The following is an 18,196-nucleotide window of genomic DNA, read 5'->3' as shown; positions in this document are numbered from 1 at the left end:
GGCTGAGGGCCCGGGTCGCCGGCCCGGGCCCCGGCTCAGGCCCGGCCGCGTGACTCCGCGGCGTGGCGGGCCAGCGAGTCGAGGGCCACCGCGGTGAGCAGCACACCGCCGGTGATCATGAACTGGACCGCGGGCTGGACTCCCAGCAGGGCCATGCCCGATGCGATCGACTGGATGATGAGCACGCCCAGCAGCGCGGACCAGGTCGAGCCCCGTCCGCCGAACAGACTGGTGCCGCCGATGACGGCGGCGGCGATGGCGTTGATCAGCAGCATGCCGGAGCCCGGCACCTGGGTCGCCGAGGTGAGCCGGGAGGCGACGAACAGGCCGCCGACCGCGGCCAGCGTCCCCGACACCAGGAACACCGTGATCCGTACGTGTGCCACGTCGACGCCGGCCCGCCGGGCCGCCTCCACGCCGCCGCCCAGGGCGAGGACCTGACGGCCGTAGGGCGTGCGGCGCAGGCAGAGGTCCGAGGCGACGATGACGCCGAGGAAGATCAGGAGCGCCAGCGGCAGGCCCTCGAACCGGCCCAGCACGTACACGGTGGTGAACGCGACCACCGCGAGCAGGACGGCCCGCGCCCAGATCTCGCCCACCGGCCGGTACGGCATCCCGGCGGCGCCTCGACGGCGGCGGTCGCGGAAGGCGACGAGGACGTACCCGGCCGTGCCGAGCACCGCCAGGCCGTAGGTGACGGCGGCGGCGCCGAAGTAGCGGCTGGTCAGCGTGGCGACCAGCCCGTCGTCGCTGAAGCTGATGGAGCCCTCCGGCCCCAGCAGGAAGAGCATCAGGCCGTTCCAGGCCAGCAGGCCCGCCAGGGTGACCACGAACGCGGGCACGCCGATCTTGGTGAAGAAGAACCCGTGGACCGCACCGGTGGCCGCACCGCACGCCACCGCGAGGAGCACGGCGAGCCACTCCGCCATGCCGAGGTTGACGTTCAGCGCCGCGAAAAGGGCCCCCGACAGGCCGGCGAGGGAGCCCACCGACAGGTCGATCTCACCGATCAGCAGGACGAAGACGACGCCGACGGCGACCATGCCGGTCCCGACGATGTCCACGCTGAGCACGGACAGGTTGCGCGGCGAGAGGAAGTTCTCGTTCAGGCCCTGGAAGACCGTCCAGGTCACGGCGAGAGCGAGCAGGGCCGGGGCCGGTCCGAGTTCACCCTCGTGGAGTCTGCGGCGCCCCGCGTCCACGTACGCCCTGAGCCGCCCGCGGCGCCCTCCGCCGCCTCGCCGGCCGGCCGGGGGCTCGGACCCGGAGGTCCCTGCCCCGGCCCGCCTCCCCTTCACGGCCACACCTCCTCGGGGTTCGCCGGGCGGTGGGCGGCGGTGTTGTCCACCGCGCCGGTGATGGAGGAGATGATCTGCTCCTGGGAGGTGGTGCTCACGTTGAAGAGACCGTTGTTACGGCCCAGGCGCAGGACCGCCACCCGGTCGGCGACCGCCTTGATGTCCCCCATGTTGTGGCTGATCAGGAGCACCCCGGCGCCCCGGTCGCGCAGCTCCTCGATCAGGTCCAGGAGCTGGTTGGTCTGCTCGATGCCCAGGGAGGCGGTCGGCTCGTCGAGCAGCAGCAGCCGGGGCGGGTCGAGGAACGAACGGGTGATCGCGACGACCTGCCGCTGACCGCCGGACAGCGTGGCCAGCGGCGCCCGTACGTCCGGGATACGGATGGACAGGGTCTGCAGCAGCTCGCGGGTCCGGCGCTCCATCTCCACCTCGTCGAGAACGCCGAACCGGTGAATCTCCCGGCCCAGGTAGAGATTGGCGACGACGTCGAGGTTTCCGCACATCGCGAGGTCCTGGTAGACGGTCGCGATCCCGAGGGCCTGGGCGTCCTGCGGACTCCTGATCTGGACCGTCCTGCCCTCCCACTCGACGACGCCCCTGTCGGCCGGCCCGACGCCCGAGATCACCTTCACCAGGGTGGACTTGCCGGCGGCGTTGTCGCCGACCAGGGCGACCACCTCCCCGGCCCTGATCTCCAGCTCGACGTCCACCAGCGCCTGGACGGCGGCGAAGCGCTTGGAGACGCCGCGCAACGCCAGCAGGGGCTGAACCACGGGCCACCTCCTACGACCTTCGGGTCGGGCTGGTCGGGCTGGTCAGGTGAGTCCGGCCCGGTCGCAGGCGGGCCGGAGCTTCGGGGTGCAGATCTGGTCGACGGTGTACATACCGTCCTTCACCAGGGTGTCCTCGATGTTGCCTGCCGTCACCGCGACCGACGGGAGCAGGACCGCGGGGATGTCCTCGGTGGTGGGGCTGTCCACGGTGCCGGTGGCGATGGACCGGACCGTCTCGCCGCGCCCCAGGGCGACGGCCATCTCGGCGGCGGCGTCGGCCGCCGGCTTGAACGGCTTGTACACGGTCATGTACTGGTCGCCCGCCACGATGCGCTGTGCGGCCGCGAGGTCGGCGTCCTGGCCGGTGACCGGGGGCAGGCGCTTGACCCCGGTGGCGTGGAAGGCGGAGACCACGGCGCCGGCGAGGCTGTCGTTGGCGGCCAGGACGCCGTCGATGTTGCCCGGGCCCAGCGCGGCGATCGCGCCGGACATGTTGACGTAGGCGTTCTCCGGCCGCCAGCCGACGGTGTCGTACGACTTGCCGATCCTGACCTTGCCCTCGAGGGCGGAGAGCGCGCCCCGCTTGTACCAGTCGGCGTTGGGATCGGTCGTGGCGCCGTTCATCATGACGATCTGGCCGCCGTCCGCCTTCGGGCCCATGGCCTTCACCAGGGCCTCGCCCTGGAGCCTGCCGACCGTCGCGCCGTCGAAGGTGACGTACCCGGAGATGGGGCCCTGTGCGAGCCGGTCGTAGGCGACGACCGGGATGCCGGCGCGGTCCGCGGACTCGACCGACGAACGCAGCGCCTTGGGGTCGACGGCGGCGACGATCAGGACGTCCACACCCTTGGTGATCATGGCCTCGAGCTGCTGTCGCTGGACGGCCGGCTCGGGGGTGGCGGCGACGGTCGCCGCGGGGCAGTCCGGGCACAGCTGCTTCAGCTTCCGCTCGATCAGGGGCCTGTCGAACTGTCCGAAGCGCGAGGCGCCGCCCCCCGGCATCAGTACGCCGACGCTGAGGCTGTCGCCGTCGTCCCCGCCGCCCGTGCCGTCCTCGCCGCAGGCACCGGTCAGGGTCACACCGGCGGCGAGCGCGACCGCGGCACACACGCGACCGGCGGACCTGCGCTTCACGGCCGGAAGGCCGACACCGAGACCCATCTTCGGTTCCTCACGAGACGTGCCTGATCTTGCACCGTAATGAGCGTTTGATGTCAAGCGTATACAAATCTCCGGTTTCATCCCGATTTAGAGCGTCCTCGTCCCCGGCGTTCGTGCCCCGCGCTACCCGTTCGGCCCGGCCCGCGTGCCGGACGCGGCGGGACGGGGGACCCTGGGGGCCCTGGCCGTGGTGTTGATCCGCCGAGCCCGGCGGGCAGGCGTCGCCGAAGGCGAAGCGGCGACGCCTGCGCACCACGGTCGGCAGCCGGCCGCGTCCGGCGGAGGCCGCCGCGGGTCCGGCGTGAGGCCGCCGAGGGTCCGGCGTGAGTTCGTTGCGGGTCATCCGGGGGGTGCGTATGACACGCCACCGGATGGTCTATCCGGCCGGTTTACGGACCTTCAGGTCATAACGTGCGGAATATGACGAAATGCCATATCGCCTACCTGGCGTGTACCGCAGCGATCATCGGGGCGGGGCTCGGGGCCGCCCCGCCGGCGGGTGCCGCCCATATGACCCACGTGGTCTTTCCGGGTGAGTCGATCCAGAAAGTGGTGGACGCCGCCGAACCGGGAGACACCGTCCTCCTGACCACCGGCACGTACCGCGAGAGCGTCACGGTCACCACGCCCGGGATCACCCTGCGCGGCATGGGCCGCGAGACGGTCATCCAACCGAGCACGGAGAAGGCCGCCGACAGATGTGCCGAGGACGGCAACGGCATCTGTGTGGTCGGCACGAAGGACCGCAACGTCGAGGACGTCACCGTCGCCTCCCTGACCGTGACCGGCTTCGCCGGCTCCGGCGTGTTCGCCCTGGCGACCGACGGACTGACCGTGCGGAACGTGACCGCGGTGAAGAACGGCGTGTGGGGCATCGCCCAGGAGCGTTCGGTCCGCGGGGTGTTCAGGAAGAACACCGCCCGCGACAACGGCGACGCGGGCCTGTTCCTCGCCAACGCGATCAAGGCGGAGGAGGGCGCCGCCGACACCGAGGGGACGGTGGTCGCGCGCAACCGCCTGGAGGGCAACCGGATCGGCCTCACCGTCCGGCGCCTGCGCAACCTCACCGTGGCGGACAACCTCATGACCGGAAACTGCGCGGGTGTCTTCGTCGTCGGCGACGAGAACAAGCCGAGGGCGGGCGCCCTGACCGTGCGCGACAACCGCGTCGAGGGCAACAACAAGTCCTGCCCCAAGACCGCCCGCCTGGAGGCCCTGCAGGGCTCCGGCATCGTCCTGACCGGCACCGAGGACACCCTGGTGACGGGCAACCGGGTCACGGACAACGCCGGGAAGTCCTCGCTGTCGGGCGGCATCGTCCTGTTCAAGAGCTTCGTGGGCACCCCCGGCGAGCGCAACCGGATCGCCGACAACCAGCTGAGCGGCAACTCTCCGGCGGACCTCGTCAACACGGACACCGGCGAGAGCAACATCTTCTCGGGCAACTCGTGCGGGGCGTCCAAGCCCGCGGGACTGTGCTGACCGGCATGAACGGCAAGAAGGAGGGCGGCACATGACGACCGCTCGGATCGCATCGACCGACCGCACCCCGCGGACACCCGGGACGGACGGCGGCGCCCCGCCGCCGTCCATGCGGCTCAGGGAGCTCGTGTTCGGGGCGGCCTGCGCGGCCGCCCTGCGCGCGGCGGCCCGGCTGGGGGTCGCCGACGCCCTCGGGGACACCCCGCTGGCCGCAGAGGACCTCGCGGCGGCGGTGAAGACCGAACCCAAGCCGCTGCGACGGCTGTTGCGGGCCCTGACCTGCTACGGCATCTTCGCCGAGCAGCAGGACGGGACGTTCGCGCACACCGACATGTCCCGGCTGCTGCGCGAGGACGACCCGGACAGCCTGCGCGCCATCGCCCTGTGGTGCACCGAACCGTGGACCTGGGACGCGTGGCCGAGGCTGGACGAGGCGGTGCGCTCCGGCCGCAACGTCGTCGAGGACCTCTACGGCAAGGAGTTCTTCGTCTACCTCAACGAGGACGCCCCGGAGTCGGCCGACGTCTTCAACCGGGCCATGACGACCTCCAGCGTGCAGTCCGCGCGGGACGTGGCGCAGTTCCTCGACCTGTCGGGGAGCGCGTCGGTCGCCGACATCGGCGGCGGCCAGGGGCATGTGGTGGCGAGCCTGCTGGAGAAGCATCCGTCGCTGCGGGGCACCCTGCTCGACCTGCCGCGCGTGGTGGAGAACGCCGACCCGCGGCTGCGGCCGGGCGGCGCGCTCGCGGACCGGATGCGCGTCGTGCCCGGTGACTGTCGCGTGGCCATCCCGGTCCAGGCTGATGTGTACATCATCAAGAACATCCTGGAGTGGGACGACGACAGCACCACCCGGACCCTGCGCAACGTCATCGAGGCGGGCGGTCCCGGGGCGCGGGTCGTGGTCATCGAGAACCTCGTCGACGACTCGCCCTCGATGCGGTTCAGCACCGCGATGGACCTGCTGCTGCTCCTCAACGTCGGAGGGGCCAAGCACACCACCGAGAGCATGGTGGGGAGGCTGACGGGCGCGGGCCTGGTCATCGACGACGTGCGGCCGGTCAACCCGTACCTGCACGCGTTCGACTGCACCGTCCCCGGGTGACGACCTCTCCCGAACGGGCAGTGCCAACCGCCGGTCGCCGGACACGCGAGAGTTTGCGTGTCCGGCGACCGGCGGTTGGGCGTCGCGGTTCAGGAGGCGGCGTCCCGCTCCCAGCGGTAGAAGCAGTGCGCCATGGCGTCCTTCGGGGAACGCCAGGTCGCCGGGTCGTACGCGGTGACGTACGCCGTCAGCCGCTCACTGATGTCCCGGAACTGCGGGTGCCCGGCCATCTTCGCGATGGCGGGGCCGGGGTCCTGCTCCGACTCGATGAGGTGCAGGTACACGTCGTCGAACTGGAAGAGGCTGCGCCGGGCGACTCCGATGAGGTGGGGCAGTTCGCCCCGGTCCGACTCGTCGAACACCTTGGCGATGTCCGCGGCCGAACCCGGGGCCATGCGGGCGACGATCAGGGACTGGTGCATCGTCCTGTCTCCGTCCGGGTCAGTCGGACAGCGTCGGCACGGGCCGGCGTTCCGTGGCGGACTGCTCGATACGGTCCCGGATCAGGGCCATCTGGACCTTGGAGTTCCGGTTGATGTTGTCCGTCATCCAGTCGTCGTCGACCGGCGCGTCCGGCTTCATCGCGAAGTCCTGCGTCCACACCATGCGGGTGCCCTCGGGTACCTCCTCGTACTGCCACACGATGTTCATGTAGGCGAAGGGCCCGGTCTCGATGCGGCGGGCCCGCACGGTGAGCGCGTCGCGGTCCGTCTCCCGCTGCGAGACCCAGCTCCACACCTTGCCGTTGTCGTCGGGGTGCATGGTCAGCCGGAACGTGGTCCGGTTGCCCTCCCGGGACGTGATCTCGGCGGAGGCGTACTCGCTGAACAGCTGCGGCCACTTCTCGACGTCGTTGGTCATGTCCCAGACCAGGTCGACCGGGGCGGCGATGACGATCTCGTTCTGCGTGTGTCCGGTCATGTCAGGCTCCCGCGAGAAGCGCGCTGTTGACGAGGTCGAGGAACTGCCGGGGGCTCTTGCTCTTCTCCGCGTCCGGCGGCATCGGCGTGCCGTACCGGTTCTCCAGCTCGCCCACGATGCCGAGCAGACCGAGCGAGTCGATGCCGAGGGCGTCGAACCCGACGTCGTCCCGCCGGCGGAGTTCCTCCGGGGAGACGGTGACCCCGGCGGCCTTCTTCATGAGCTCGGCCAGTTCTTCCACGGTGATTCGGTCACTCATGCGGTTCTCCTTGCTTCGTGATGGGTGCTCGCGACGCCTCGCTACGAGGCGTCGCCGGCGCCGAGCCGCAGCACCAGCGCCGAGTTCGAGCCCATGAGTCCTCGGCTGAGGACCAGCGCCGTGCGCAGTTCGGCGGCACGGGCTCGGGCGGTGACGAGGTCGAGGTCGTGGCAGACGTCGAAGACGTTGGGGGTGGGCGGGATCAGGCCGTGCTCCATGGCGAGCACCGCCGCGGCGACGTCCAGGACGGGCGCCGCTCCGTAGCCCCGGCCGACGCCGGTCTTCGGCGCCGTGACGGGGACGCGTCCGCCGTGGGCGCCCAGGGCGTCCGTGATCGCCAGCGCCTCGGCACGGTCGGCCTCCGGCACTCCGAGGGCGTCGGCGAAGACCACGTCGATCTCCTCGGGTGCGCAGCCGGCCTCGCGCAGGGCGACCCGGATGGCCTCGGCCAGTCCCTCCCGGGACTGCGTCCAGCGGGAGGCGCCGGTGAAGGTCGCCGCGTGTCCCGCCAGGGTGGCCCGCACGGGCGCGCCCCGTTCCCGGGCCGAGCTCTCCGCCTCCACCACGAGCATGGCGCCGCCCTCGGCCGGGACGAACCCGCAGGCCGCGGCGGTGAACGGGCGGTAGGCGCGGGCCGGGTCGTCGACGGTGCTCAGCTCCTCGTAACCGAGCTGGCAGACCATCGAGTAGGGGGCCAGGGGTGCCTCGGTCGCGCCGGCCACCATCACGTCGGTGCCGCGCCGCACGGCCCGCGCCGCGTGCGCCAGGGCGTCCAGGCCGCCGGCCTCGTCGGAGGCGACCACACCACAGGGGCCCTTGAAGCCGCGGCGGATGGAGATCTGGCCGGTGCTCGCGGCGTAGAACCAGGCGATGGACTGGTACGGCCCGACGAAGCGACTGCCCTTGCCCCACAGCTGCTGCAGCTCCCGCTGCCCGAACTCACCGCCGCCGGAACCGGCCGCGGTGACCACGCCCACGGAGAACGGCGCCTCGTCGGTCTCGGCCCGGCTGAGCCGGGCGTCGTCGAGGGCGAGGTCGGCCGCGGCCATCGCGAAGTGCGTGAAGCGGTCGGTCTGGACGAGGTAGCGCTCCTCGACCGCCGACGGCGGATCGAAGTTGCGGACCTCGCCGGCCACCCGCAGCGGCAGGTGCTCACATCCCTCACGGGTGATCCGGTCCAGGACGCTGATGCCCTCCTGGGTGGACTTCCAGAAGGTCTCGGTGCTGGTTCCGTTGGGCGCGACCACGCCGATTCCGGTGACGGCGGCGCGCCGCGGACGCGGCTGGCTCATGGTGTCTTCTCCCTCGGCCGGCTGAGGATCACCGCGGACTGGAAGCCGCCGAACCCGCTGCCCACGGAGAGCACGTTGTTCAGCCGTCGCTCGCGAGCGACGCGCGGGACGTAGTCCAGGTCGCACTCGGGGTCCGGGGTCTCGTAGTTCGCGGTGGGCGGGACGACCTGGTGGGTCAGGGCCAGCGCACAGGCGACGACCTCGATCGCCCCGATCGCGCCCAGGGAATGGCCCACCATGGACTTGATGGAGCTCATGGGCGTGTCGTAGGCGTGCGCGCCGAGGGTCCGCTTGACGGCGGCCGTCTCGTGCCGGTCGTTCTGCTTGGTGCCCGACCCGTGCGCGTTGACGTAGTCGATGGCCGTGCCGTCGAGCCGGGCCTGGCCGAGGGCGTCCTCGATGGCCCGGGCCATCTCCAGGCCCTCGCTGGTCAGACCGGTCATGTGGTACGCGTTGCCGAAGGTGGCGTAGCCGCTGACCTCGCAGTACACGTGCGCGCCGCGGGCCAGCGCGTGGTCCAGCTCCTCCAGGACGAGCACCGCGCCGCCCTCGCCCATGACGAACCCGTTGCGGTCGGCGTCGAAGGGGCGGGACGCGTGGGCGGGGTCGTCGTTGTTGGGGGAGGTGGCCTTGATCGCGTCGAAGCAGGCCATGGTGATCGGGGAGATCGGCGAGTCCGAGGCGCCGGTTATGCACACGTCGGCCCGGCCCTCCTCGATCGTGTGGAAGGCGTACCCGACCGCGTCGAGCCCCGAGGTGCAGCCGGTGGAGACGGTCTGCACCGGCCCGCGCGCCTCGAACCGCTCCGCCACCGTGGAGGCGAGGGTGCTGGGCGCGAACGCCCGGTGCAGGTGCGGACCGGCCTCCCGGTGGTCCACGTCCCAGCGCTCCCCGCCGTGGCTGACCAGCACGTAGTCGTTCTCCAGCCGGGTGGTTCCGCCGACCGCGGTGCCCAGGGAGACACCGACCCGCCAGGGGTTCTCCACGGCGAGGTCGAGGCCGGAGTCCCGTATCGCCTCCTCCCCGGCGACCAGGGCGAACTGGATGTACCGGTCGCACCGCGCGACCTGCTCCGCGTCCAGGCCGTGGGCCCCCGGGTCGAAGTCGCACTCGGCGGCGATCCGCGAACGCAGCCCGGACGGGTCGAAGAACGTGATGCCGCGGGTCGCGGTGCGCCCGTTGGACAGCAGGTCCCAGAACGCCGGTGCACCGATGCCGCCCGGGGCGACGATGCCTATGCCGGTGACCGCCACGCGCCTGGTCATGACCGCACCTGACGTCGCTCCGCCGCCCGGCCCGCACCCGCGTGGGCCGCCTCCACCGGGATGGGCACGCCGTCGGCGTCCTCGGTGTCGACGTGGCCGAGGGGCGGGCTCGGGGCCAGCGGGCCGAGGTGGAAGACCATGCGGGCCTCCACCTTGCCGACGTTGCGGAAGCGGTGCCGGACGTGGGAGGGGATCAGCAGCCCCTGCTCGGGCACCAGCGGGTGGGGCTCGCCGTCCAGGTCCACCTCGAGCTGTCCGCAGACGACGTAGATGAACTCCTCGGAGTACGGGTGGTAGTGCTCGGCGATGCGGTCGCCGGGCTGCACGATGGCCAGCCCCATGAAACCGCTGGTGGAGCCGACCGTGGCGGGGGTGAGCATGGCCCGCAGATCGCCACCGCGCCGAGTGTTGGGCTCGACCTCGCTGACGTCCACGATTCCGGGATGGCGGTTGATCACGACGTTCCTCCGAACATGTGCTGCATCGACATGAGGACGGGGCCGGCACGGCCCGGGGGCTGGCAGATCAGGCGTCGGGCGCGCGGCGGTCGGTGACGAGGTCCATGCGCGAGACCTTGAGGAGGCGGGCGGGAGCACCGTCTCCGAGCGCGGGAGCGTCCAGCCCGAGGGCCTCGCCGTCGAGGAGCGCCGTCAGCTCGGCCGTCTGCCCCTCGTCCGCGAGACCGAGCACGGGGGCGGGGTCGGTGTCGAGTCCGCCGCGCACGTCGACCAGCCGCATCACCACGTCGTCCCGCTGGAAGATCGTGCTGCGCAGCACCGGCCCCCGCGGATCGTCCGCGGCCGCCTCGTCCTGCCGGGCGAGCAGCTCGGCCAGCCGCAGACCGCAGCCCTCCCGGGCCGGGTAGTACAACGCGTGCCGTACGGCGTCCGGGCTCTCCTGGCCCGCCGTCACATGGTGGACGGCCGGCAGCGCCGCGCGGGTGAAGAAGACCCGGGCGGACTCGGGGTCGTCGAGGTCCCGGTCCTGCTCCAGATAGGGGTTGATGGCCTCCTCGACGGCCCGCACCTCGGGCTGCCGGGCCACGTGCCGCAGCGCCGCGAGCAGGTCGCCCCGTACCTCGATGGCCCGGACCACCCGGTTGCCGTGCATGAACAGGGAGGTGCGGCACAGCCGGGTGGTGTCGTCGACCCGCGGCTCCGGCGAGGTGTAGCCGGAGAGGATCTTCGCGACCTTCTCCTCGCTGCCGGGCTTGACCGTGAAGGTGAGCGCGTGACGGATCAGGCCGTCACCGATCCGGGGTGACGTCTGCAGCCGGCGCTTGCCGTGCTCGGCGCCGGTCGCCGGACCGCCGGTCTCCCGGACGATGTGGAAGCGCAGCGACCTGGTGTCCCGGACGCAGCTGTGCAGCGGTTCCACCATCCGCACGTGCTCCTCGCTGTTCACCCAGGTGAGGAAGGGCGGAGCGCTCTCCCACTCGCTCGTGATGAGCCATTGGGAGGGGTTCTCGATGGACTGGCACAGCTGGTCGCTGACATGCCCGGGGACGGACGCGACCTGGTTGCACAGTTGCTCGTACGCCTCGAGGAACTGCTGCTGGGCGCCGTCGTAGACGTCCACCAGCAGGACGACACGGAGCCGGGAGCCGTCGAACACGGACTGCGAGACCCGCTGCGACGCCTGCTGCGTGGGCGGTTCCGAAACACGTTCAGACGTGGTGGTCATGCTGCGCACATCTCCTTCGTGGGAGGGGGCAAAGGCGGGCGAACACGCCCAAGTCGGTGTGACGTCGGCGTGGCTCGATCCTGGGCCCGCCCTCGTGAGCGCGCGACTCGGATGCACTGGGCGGGTGATCGGCCGGACTCGACGGCGGGCCCGGTTCAGGTGAGGTGGGCGAAGACCACCAGGTTGTCCGTGTAGTCCCTGGCGGTCCGGTCGTAGGCACCCGCACAGGTGATGAGCCGGGCCTGGGCCTGGTCCGTGTCGCCGTACACGCGTTCGTTGGGGAAGCGCTCCTTGTCGAACGTCTCCGCGCTGTCGACCACGAAGGACGCGGTACGCCCGTCCGCTCGTTCGACGTGGAAGATGTCCCCGTTCTCCAGCTCGCCGAGACCCGCGAACACGGCCGCCGACGTCTTCGTGTCGACGTGTCCGGCGATGATCGCCGTGCCCCGCTCCCCGGGGGACGAGCCCTTGGCGTGCCAGCCGACGAGGTTGGTGTCGTCGGCGGGAGGAGGCTCCAGCTGACCCGTGGGACCGATGGCGAGGTCCGTGAAGGGGGCGTCGACCGAGATCTTCGGAATGATCAGGCGGACCGGCTTCGACCGGGGCAGGTACCTGCCGGCGGGCTGCCCGGCCGGCGGGGCCGGCGCGGTGGCCGACGGGTACGACGCGGAGGTCTGCGCGGCGGCCGGCGGGCCGGCGGTGTCGGACGAGCCGTCCTTGCCGCCGATCAGGCTCATGGCCAGCACCAGGGCGGCCAGACCGGCCATCACCATCAGGTTGTTGGCACGGGATCCCCGCTCGGCCGGGGGCGGTTCGTTGTCGATCAGGGGGGAGGGGGGAACTGCCATCGGGCACGACCTCAAGGGGGGCGGGGCGGAAACAGGAGGGCGGCGGGGGCCCCGGCAACCGGACGGGGCCCCCGGAAGGCCGGCCGGGCCGCCACGCTGCGCGCGCGTGGCGGCCACAGCGGCTATCGCGTCCGGCATGGCTAGGCCAGGCTTCCGGCCGTCCTCTTACGGCGCGCCGCGTACAGACCGGTCGCGGCGACCGCCACGACGGCCAGCCCGCCCGTGGTCACCGCAGGCGAGGCCAGGCCGCCGCCTCCGGTGTGCATCCCGCCACTGGGCTTCTCCTTGCCGCCCCAGGAGTTCCCGTCCTGCTTCCCGCTCCAGGAGCCCTTGCCCTGCTCGCCGTCCTTGTAGGTCTCCGGGTCGTGCTTGGGGTCACGCGCGGTGGCCCAGTCGTCCTCGTTGACGGCGGTCAGCGCGCCCCCACCGGTGTGCATGCCACCGCGCGGGGAGTCGTGGCCGCCGTCCTTGCCGTGCTCCTTGCCCTGCCCCTTGTCGTGCTCCTTGCTGTAGGAGGAGTCCGTGTGGTCCCAGTCGCCCCCGGCCGCGTAGGCGCCGGGAGCGCCGAGAGCGAGTGCGGCCGAAGCCGCCGCGGTGGCCAGGACCATGCGAGCTGTGCGCATCTGACGTTCCTTCCGCCGAGGGGCAGGGCAGCTGGCACTTCGTCAGCTGAGGTGACCCGCCCCCGACGTGATCCACCGTCAGGCACCCCGCTCCCGACCACCACTCAAGACGTTCACTCGGGTGAAGCGCCCGACGCGGCCGGGGAGGTCAGGCTTTGGCCAGCAGCGTGGTCAGGACGTCGCGCAGGGCCGACTCGGCGTCCGGGACCGGCCCCGGCGACCGCCAGGCCACGAACCCGTCGGGACGCACGAGCACGGCGCCCGTGGGGGCCGTTCCATGGGCGGCCGACCAGTCCGCGTCGCCCTCGGGCGTCAGCTCGGCGCCGGATCCGGCGCCCACCCGGTACGAGGCCAGCGGGACGGACATCGCCTCGGCGAGACGGAGGGCGGCCTCGTGCCAGCCGCTCGCCTCGTCGGCGCCGCTGAGCAGGACGAACGACCGCTCGTAGAGGTCCAGGGTGGAGATCAGCTCTCCTCGTCGCCGTACCGGCAGGTGGGGCGCCCTGCTGCCGGGTGCGCCGGACAGGTCGAGGCCGTCCGGGACGACCGGGGTCGCGGGGTCGGCGCCGACGACGGCGCCCTGCGGATAGCGGTAGCCCAGAGCCACGTTGAGGATGCCGCGCTGCGGGCCACCGCCACCGCCCACGCCCGGAGGCGGGGCGAAGCCGGGGTGGCTGTGCTCGACCGACCGTGCGGCGGCACGGGCGCTGGTCGCCTCCGCCACCGGGCGGCGCTCGGCGTCGTAGGAGTCCAGCAGCCCCTCCCCGGCCCAGCCGTCGAGCACCGCGGCCAGCTTCCAGGCCAGGTTGTGGGCGTCCTGGATACCGGTGTTGGAGCCGAAGGCGCCGGTGGGGGACATCTCGTGGGCCGAGTCGCCGGCCAGGAAGACGCGTCCCGCCCGGTAGCTGCGGGCGACCCGCTGGGCGGCGTGCCAGGGAGCCCTGCCGGTGATCTGCACGTCGAGGTCGGCGACCCCGACCGCGCGGCGGATGTGCGCGACGCACCGCTCGTCGGTGAACTCCTCCAGGGTTTCGCCCTGTTCGGGGTGCCAGGGGGCGTGGAAGACCCAGTTCTCCCGGTTGTCCACGGGCAGCAGCGCGCCGTCGGCGTCCGGGCTGGTCAGGTAGCAGACGATGAAGCGGCGCTCGCCCACGACCTCGGCGAGGTCGCGGGAGCGGAAGGTGATGCTGACGTTGTGGAACAGGTCGCCGGGGCCGCCCTGGGCGATGCCGAGCTGCTCGCGGACGGGGCTGCGGGGGCCGTCGGCGGCGACGAGGTAGTCCGCGCGGATGGTGGTGTGCTCGCCCGTCTGACGGCTCTTCACCACCGCCGTGACGCCGGAGGGGTCACTGTCGAACGACATCAGCTCGGTGCCGTACCGCAGGTCGCCGCCGAGCTGCTTCGCCTGCTCCAACAGCACCGGCTCCAGGTCGTTCTGACTGCACAGGCACCAGGAGCTGGGGCTGAACCGGGCCAGTCCGCCGCCCGCGTCGATCTCCTTGAAGAGCCACTCGCCGGCGTCGCCGACCAGGGTGGGTGCCTGCAGGATTCCGTGGTTGTCGGCCAGCGTGGCGGCGGCCTGCCGGATCCCCGGCTCGACGCCGGCCGCCCGGAACAGCTCCATCGTGCGGACGTTGTTGCCGCGGCCACGGGGGTGGATGGAGGTGCCGGCGTGACGCTCCACCAGGGTGTGCCGTACGCCCAGCCGGCCCAGGAACAGGGAGGTCGACAGGCCGACGAGGGATCCGCCGACGATGAGGACCGGGACCTGATGGGTCGTGGGATGGGCTTGGTCGGTTCTTGGGTTCATCGCTCGCCTCCAGCGCGTCGTGTCCGCCGACTCGGCCGGATACGGCCGGGGGCTTCATCCATGCCCCGCGGTATGGAGACGGGCCCAAGCTTCACCCGCTTAACGCGCCCGGTTCGCCGAGTCGGCGGGCACGTCCCGGAACACCGCGGTGGAGGCCGCCGCCACGGTCGGTAGGATCCGTGCCATGGTGCTGACCGCGAACGACGTCGACCGGTTCGAGGCATCGAGGCCCCGCCTGGAGGCCATCGCCTACCGCCTCCTCGGTTCCGCGAGCGAGGCCGAGGACGCCGTGCAGGAGGCGTTCCTGCGTTGGCAGGCCGCCGACACCGGGCGCATCGAGGTCCCCGAGGCCTGGCTCACGAAGGTCCTCACCAACCTGTGTCTCAACCAGCTGACCTCGGCCCGCGCGCGGCGCGAGACCTACGTCGGCCAGTGGCTGCCCGAACCGCTGCTCGCCGGGGACCCGATGCTCGGCCCGGCCGACACCGTCGAGCAGCGCGAGTCGGTCTCGTACGCGGTCCTCGCCGTGCTCGAACGCCTTTCCCCCAACGAGCGGGCGGTGTACGTGCTGCGGGAGGCCTTCGAATACACGCACCGGGAGATCGCCGAGATCCTCGACGTCACCGAGGCCGCCAGCCAGCAGATCTTCCACCGCGCCAAGAAGCACGTCGCGGACGGCAAGGCCCGCACCGAGATCGACGAGGCCGCCGCCCGGCGGATCATCGACGAGTTCCTCGCGGCCGCCACCAGCGGGCAGACCGAGCCGCTCGTGCGCCTGCTCACCCAGGACGCCGTCGCGATCGGCGACGGCGGCGGGAAGGTCCCGGCCCGCGCCAGGGCGTTCGAAGGCGCCCTCGCCGTCGCGAAGTTCATGCGGGGCCTGTTCAAGCCCGGCGCGGCCAAGCGCGCCCTGGTCGGCGGCTCACCCGCGGTCCACGCCACGACCGCCAACGGCGACCCCGCCCTCGTGGTGGTCCTGGACGGCCGGGTCATCGGCGTCATGTGCCTGGCGGTCACCGACGAGGGCATCGCCGCGTTCCGCAACCAGGTCAACCCCGACAAGCTCGAGCGCGCGACCGAGCGGTGGGCGGCCACGGACCACGGGGAGCCCCTGCTCCACGTCTTCTGACCGCGATGTGACGTGCTTCACATCGCGCTCCTGTCAGGAATCGGCGGGCCGCCCGGTTCAAGTGGCGAACCAGCTCGATCCGCTGGATCCGCTCGATCCGCTCAAGACAGGAGTCAGGCATGCAGCACCGCATCATCGTCCTCGGAGCCGGATACACCGGAGCCACCGCCGCGGGCCGCCTCGCCAGGCGGCTGCGCCGCGAAGACGTCGCCATCACCCTCGTCAACGCCGAGGCCGACTTCGTCGAGCGGGTCCGGATGCACCAGCTGGCGGTCGGCCACCACCTCGAGCCCCGGCCCTTCGGCGAGATGTTCGCGGGCACCGGCGTCGAACTGAAGCTCGCGCAGGTCACCGGCGTCGACGTAGACCGCAAGGCGGTGGCCGTCGTCGGCGCGGACGGCGCCGAGGAGCTGGAGTACGACACCCTCGTGTACGCCCTCGGCAGCGGCTGGAACGACCAGGGCGTCCCCGGCACCGCCGAGCACGCCCACGAGATCTCCGGTCGCCCCGGAGCACTGCGGCTGCGTGAGCGCCTGGCCCGCCTGGACGCCGGGCAGTCCGTGGTCGTGGTCGGCGGCGGACTCACCGGCATCGAGGCCGCGACCGAGATCGCCGAGGCCCGCCCGGACCTCGACGTCGCCCTCGCCTCCCAACGAGGTCTCGGCGACTGGCTCTCGCCCAAGGGCCGCCAGCACCTGCGGAAGGTCTTCGACAAGCTCGGCATCACGGCGCACGAGCACACCGCCGTCACCGGCGTCGAGGCCGACCGTGTCGCCACCGCCGACGGCACGTCCATCCCGGCCGCGGTCACGGTGTGGACCACCGGCTTCGCCGTCCACCCGATCGCGCGGGCCACCACCCTGGAGGTCACCGACACCGGCCGGATCGTGGTGGACGCGACCATGCGCTCGGTCTCACACCCGGACGTGTACGCCGTCGGCGACGCGGCCCTGGCGACCGGCGCCGGCGACAAGCCGCTGCGGATGTCGTGCGCCTCGGGCGTCCCGATGGCATGGCAGGCCGCCGACGCCATCGCGGCGCGCCTGACCGGCGGGAAGCTCCCGAACGTGCCGCTGCGCTACTTCAACCAGTGCATCTCGCTCGGCCGCAGGGAGGGCCTGATCCAGTACGTCACCGCCGACGACCGCGCCGTGCGGGCCGCCCTGACCGGACGGTTCGCCGCCGTCTACAAGGAGCTGATCTGCAAGGGTGCGGCCTGGGGCGTCGCCCACCCGCTGCTCACACCGGCCCGGCGCCGCCGCGTCGTACGGGACGCGGCCCCGGCGGCCCCGGCGGCCCCGGCGGGCTCGACGGGTTCGGCGGTCAGGGCGTCGGCCTGACCGCACGGCGAAGGGGCGCCCTCGACACGAGGGCGCCCCTTCGCCGTGCGGTCCGGGCGGGTTCGTCAGTGCCTGGCCGTCACTTGTCCTTCTTCCTGTGGAGCGCCTGCGGTGTGTGCACGGCCCTGCGCCCGGACTTGTCGCTGCGGACCTGGTACTGCGGGTCCTGCTCCGAGGCGTCGACGGTCCGGCCGGCCGCCTCGGTCCGCTCGGTGATCTTCTTCTCCACCCTGCCCGTGACGTCGGTTCCGTGGCTCTTCCACGACACCCGCTCGCCCTCGCGCGGTCGCTGCCGGTCGGACACGGGACACCTCCCTTCGCTCAGCTCGCGAGTGCCCACCGAACCCGGCCGATAACGGGCGTACCGGCCCCCGGGGGTGTCAGGCGCGGGGGAAGCCCTCGCCGTCGAGGCGGAAGACGAGCTCGGCCTCGTCGCGCCTGGTGGTGTGCAGCTCCCAGTAGAGGGGAGCGATCTGCTCGGGCCGGGCCGCCTCCAGGCCGGGGATGACGGAGACGCCGATCGACGCGTCGATGCCGATGTGGGCGGCCTGGACGCCGGAGCCGGCCAGTTCCCCGTGCAGGTTCATCGCCCAGTTGCGCAGCGCGGCCGCGGCGGCGTTGACGTTGGCGACCCGCGGGTCGGGCCGGATCGAGCCGGCGCCGGTGGTGTAGAGCAGGGTGCCCGCGCCGGCCTCGCGCATCGCGGGCAGCACCGCCTTCGTGGCGGCGATGGCCCCGTAGAGCTGGAAGTTCATCTCGAACTCCACGTGCGACGGATCGGTCTCGGCCGGAGCGGTCAGCGCGGTGCCGCCGAACGTCCCCACCGGGGAGTACTCCAGGACGTCGATGCCGCCGAACCGCGCGGCGGCGTCCTTGAGCGCCCCGGTGAGCGCTTCGCGGTCCAGTACGTCCGCGGGGAACGCGGCGGCGGTGACGCCCTCGGCGCCGAGCGTGCCGACGAGACCGTCGAGCTTGTCGCGGTCGCGGGAGACCAGGGCGACGTCGAAGCCCTGGGAGCCGAAGGTGCGCGCGATGGCCAGGCCCATTTGGGGGCCGGCTCCGACGATGGCGATGGTGGTCACAGCGATCCTTCCGTAAAACGTCGATCGATATGGACAGGCCTATCCACTTCGATATCCGGATAGGCCTTTCCGGTTCACCGGAAGTCACCGTACCACCAAAAATGGATAGGGTGTTCCGATTGTTA

General features: G+C 72.0%; 19 protein-coding genes. 4 read left to right on the top strand and 15 right to left on the bottom strand.

What is annotated here, in order from left to right:
- Nucleotides 1-35: 35 nt before the first annotated feature.
- The 3 genes from AQJ84_RS16075 to AQJ84_RS16065 are packed head-to-tail and all read right to left on the bottom strand — an operon-like array spanning nucleotide 36 to nucleotide 3,232.
- Complete coding sequence (locus AQJ84_RS16075) at nucleotides 36-1,304, bottom strand: sugar ABC transporter permease (RefSeq protein WP_030044551.1); 1,269 nt, start codon at nucleotides 1,302-1,304, stop codon at nucleotides 36-38.
- The gene (locus AQJ84_RS16070) at nucleotides 1,295-2,071 is read right to left on the bottom strand and encodes an ATP-binding cassette domain-containing protein (protein ID WP_225877443.1); all 777 of its coding nucleotides are present in this window, start codon (nucleotides 2,069-2,071) and stop codon (nucleotides 1,295-1,297) included. Before AQJ84_RS16070 ends, AQJ84_RS16075 begins: the two co-directional genes overlap by 10 nt.
- 42 nt (nucleotides 2,072-2,113) lie before the next feature.
- Entirely contained in the window at nucleotides 2,114-3,232 is a 1,119-nt protein-coding gene (locus AQJ84_RS16065) for a sugar ABC transporter substrate-binding protein (RefSeq protein WP_053192868.1), read from the bottom strand.
- Nucleotides 3,233-3,652: 420 nt separating this feature from the next.
- Between AQJ84_RS16065 and AQJ84_RS16060 the strand changes: the two genes are divergently transcribed.
- Entirely contained in the window at nucleotides 3,653-4,714 is a 1,062-nt protein-coding gene (locus AQJ84_RS16060) for a right-handed parallel beta-helix repeat-containing protein (RefSeq protein ID WP_030044553.1), read from the top strand.
- A gap of 109 nt (nucleotides 4,715-4,823) precedes the next feature.
- Complete coding sequence (locus tag AQJ84_RS16055) at nucleotides 4,824-5,819, top strand: methyltransferase (protein WP_030044554.1); 996 nt, start codon at nucleotides 4,824-4,826, stop codon at nucleotides 5,817-5,819.
- Between the two features lie 89 nt (nucleotides 5,820-5,908).
- Here the strand turns inward: AQJ84_RS16055 and AQJ84_RS16050 are convergent, their stop codons facing one another.
- The 10 genes from AQJ84_RS16050 to AQJ84_RS16005 all read right to left on the bottom strand — a co-directional run bounded on the left by AQJ84_RS16050 (nucleotide 5,909) and on the right by AQJ84_RS16005 (nucleotide 14,520).
- Complete coding sequence (locus AQJ84_RS16050; protein WP_030044555.1) at nucleotides 5,909-6,241, bottom strand: TcmI family type II polyketide cyclase; 333 nt, start codon at nucleotides 6,239-6,241, stop codon at nucleotides 5,909-5,911.
- A gap of 19 nt (nucleotides 6,242-6,260) precedes the next feature.
- Nucleotides 6,261-6,740 carry an SRPBCC family protein gene (locus AQJ84_RS16045; protein ID WP_030044556.1) on the bottom strand — a complete coding sequence of 160 codons (480 nt, stop codon included), beginning with the start codon at nucleotides 6,738-6,740 and terminating at the stop codon, nucleotides 6,261-6,263.
- 1 nt (nucleotide 6,741) lies between these two features.
- Nucleotides 6,742-6,999, bottom strand: a complete 258-nt coding sequence (locus AQJ84_RS16040) for an acyl carrier protein (protein ID WP_030044557.1) — start codon at nucleotides 6,997-6,999, stop codon at nucleotides 6,742-6,744.
- A 41-nt stretch (nucleotides 7,000-7,040) separates the two neighbouring features.
- Entirely contained in the window at nucleotides 7,041-8,291 is a 1,251-nt protein-coding gene (locus tag AQJ84_RS16035) for a ketosynthase chain-length factor (RefSeq protein WP_030044558.1), read from the bottom strand.
- On the bottom strand, nucleotides 8,288-9,556 hold the full coding sequence (locus AQJ84_RS16030; RefSeq protein WP_030044559.1) for a beta-ketoacyl-[acyl-carrier-protein] synthase family protein: 1,269 nt from the start codon (nucleotides 9,554-9,556) through the stop codon (nucleotides 8,288-8,290). The genes AQJ84_RS16035 and AQJ84_RS16030 overlap by 4 nt, the downstream gene beginning before the upstream one ends.
- Nucleotides 9,553-10,014, bottom strand: coding sequence for a cupin domain-containing protein (locus tag AQJ84_RS16025; protein WP_030044560.1), 462 nt, complete (start codon nucleotides 10,012-10,014; stop codon nucleotides 9,553-9,555). Before AQJ84_RS16025 ends, AQJ84_RS16030 begins: the two co-directional genes overlap by 4 nt.
- A gap of 67 nt (nucleotides 10,015-10,081) precedes the next feature.
- Nucleotides 10,082-11,239, bottom strand: a complete 1,158-nt coding sequence (locus AQJ84_RS16020; protein ID WP_030044561.1) for a SchA/CurD-like domain-containing protein — start codon at nucleotides 11,237-11,239, stop codon at nucleotides 10,082-10,084.
- A gap of 155 nt (nucleotides 11,240-11,394) precedes the next feature.
- Nucleotides 11,395-12,087: a class F sortase gene (locus AQJ84_RS16015; RefSeq protein WP_053192866.1), complete on the bottom strand. Its 693-nt coding sequence runs from the start codon at nucleotides 12,085-12,087 to the stop codon at nucleotides 11,395-11,397.
- Nucleotides 12,088-12,227: 140 nt separating this feature from the next.
- The gene (locus tag AQJ84_RS16010) at nucleotides 12,228-12,710 is read right to left on the bottom strand and encodes a hypothetical protein (RefSeq protein ID WP_078632385.1); all 483 of its coding nucleotides are present in this window, start codon (nucleotides 12,708-12,710) and stop codon (nucleotides 12,228-12,230) included.
- A gap of 148 nt (nucleotides 12,711-12,858) precedes the next feature.
- A complete protein-coding gene (locus AQJ84_RS16005; RefSeq protein ID WP_030044564.1) occupies nucleotides 12,859-14,520 on the bottom strand; it encodes an FAD-dependent oxidoreductase in 1,662 nt (553 codons plus the stop codon).
- Between the two features lie 184 nt (nucleotides 14,521-14,704).
- Between AQJ84_RS16005 and AQJ84_RS16000 the strand changes: the two genes are divergently transcribed.
- Both AQJ84_RS16000 and AQJ84_RS15995 read left to right on the top strand, forming a co-directional pair.
- On the top strand, nucleotides 14,705-15,649 hold the full coding sequence (locus tag AQJ84_RS16000) for an RNA polymerase sigma-70 factor (RefSeq protein WP_030044565.1): 945 nt from the start codon (nucleotides 14,705-14,707) through the stop codon (nucleotides 15,647-15,649).
- Nucleotides 15,650-15,768: 119 nt separating this feature from the next.
- Nucleotides 15,769-16,989 carry an NAD(P)/FAD-dependent oxidoreductase gene (locus AQJ84_RS15995; RefSeq protein ID WP_030044566.1) on the top strand — a complete coding sequence of 407 codons (1,221 nt, stop codon included), beginning with the start codon at nucleotides 15,769-15,771 and terminating at the stop codon, nucleotides 16,987-16,989.
- A gap of 79 nt (nucleotides 16,990-17,068) precedes the next feature.
- Here AQJ84_RS15995 and AQJ84_RS15990 read toward each other — a convergent pair whose 3' ends face one another.
- Nucleotides 17,069-17,293, bottom strand: coding sequence for a hypervirulence associated TUDOR domain-containing protein (locus tag AQJ84_RS15990; protein ID WP_107082837.1), 225 nt, complete (start codon nucleotides 17,291-17,293; stop codon nucleotides 17,069-17,071).
- A gap of 76 nt (nucleotides 17,294-17,369) precedes the next feature.
- The gene (locus AQJ84_RS15985; protein ID WP_030044568.1) at nucleotides 17,370-18,071 is read right to left on the bottom strand and encodes an SDR family NAD(P)-dependent oxidoreductase; all 702 of its coding nucleotides are present in this window, start codon (nucleotides 18,069-18,071) and stop codon (nucleotides 17,370-17,372) included.
- Nucleotides 18,072-18,196 lie beyond the last annotated feature (125 nt).

The organism is Streptomyces resistomycificus, assembly GCF_001514265.1.
In the GTDB taxonomy this organism is placed as follows: domain Bacteria; phylum Actinomycetota; class Actinomycetes; order Streptomycetales; family Streptomycetaceae; genus Streptomyces; species Streptomyces resistomycificus.
Note: the sequence above shows the minus strand (reverse complement) of the source record. Positions and strands in the feature narration are given on the sequence as shown.

Bases quoted from the DNA above. Each gene is read 5' to 3' on its own strand.
- AQJ84_RS16035 (WP_030044558.1), bottom strand. From the start codon at position 8,291: ATGAGCCAGCCGCGTCCGCGGCGCGCCGCCGTCACCGGAATCGGCGTG.
- AQJ84_RS16000 (WP_030044565.1), top strand. From the start codon at position 14,705: ATGGTGCTGACCGCGAACGACGTCGACCGGTTCGAGGCATCGAGGCCC.
- AQJ84_RS16020 (WP_030044561.1), bottom strand. From the start codon at position 11,239: ATGACCACCACGTCTGAACGTGTTTCGGAACCGCCCACGCAGCAGGCG.
- AQJ84_RS16015 (WP_053192866.1), bottom strand. From the start codon at position 12,087: ATGGCAGTTCCCCCCTCCCCCCTGATCGACAACGAACCGCCCCCGGCC.
- AQJ84_RS16045 (WP_030044556.1), bottom strand. From the start codon at position 6,740: ATGACCGGACACACGCAGAACGAGATCGTCATCGCCGCCCCGGTCGAC.
- AQJ84_RS16065 (WP_053192868.1), bottom strand. From the start codon at position 3,232: ATGGGTCTCGGTGTCGGCCTTCCGGCCGTGAAGCGCAGGTCCGCCGGT.
- AQJ84_RS16030 (WP_030044559.1), bottom strand. From the start codon at position 9,556: ATGACCAGGCGCGTGGCGGTCACCGGCATAGGCATCGTCGCCCCGGGC.
- AQJ84_RS16005 (WP_030044564.1), bottom strand. From the start codon at position 14,520: ATGAACCCAAGAACCGACCAAGCCCATCCCACGACCCATCAGGTCCCG.
- AQJ84_RS16060 (WP_030044553.1), top strand. From the start codon at position 3,653: ATGACGAAATGCCATATCGCCTACCTGGCGTGTACCGCAGCGATCATC.
- AQJ84_RS16040 (WP_030044557.1), bottom strand. From the start codon at position 6,999: ATGAGTGACCGAATCACCGTGGAAGAACTGGCCGAGCTCATGAAGAAG.
- AQJ84_RS16010 (WP_078632385.1), bottom strand. From the start codon at position 12,710: ATGCGCACAGCTCGCATGGTCCTGGCCACCGCGGCGGCTTCGGCCGCA.
- AQJ84_RS16050 (WP_030044555.1), bottom strand. From the start codon at position 6,241: ATGCACCAGTCCCTGATCGTCGCCCGCATGGCCCCGGGTTCGGCCGCG.
- AQJ84_RS16055 (WP_030044554.1), top strand. From the start codon at position 4,824: ATGCGGCTCAGGGAGCTCGTGTTCGGGGCGGCCTGCGCGGCCGCCCTG.
- AQJ84_RS15995 (WP_030044566.1), top strand. From the start codon at position 15,769: ATGCAGCACCGCATCATCGTCCTCGGAGCCGGATACACCGGAGCCACC.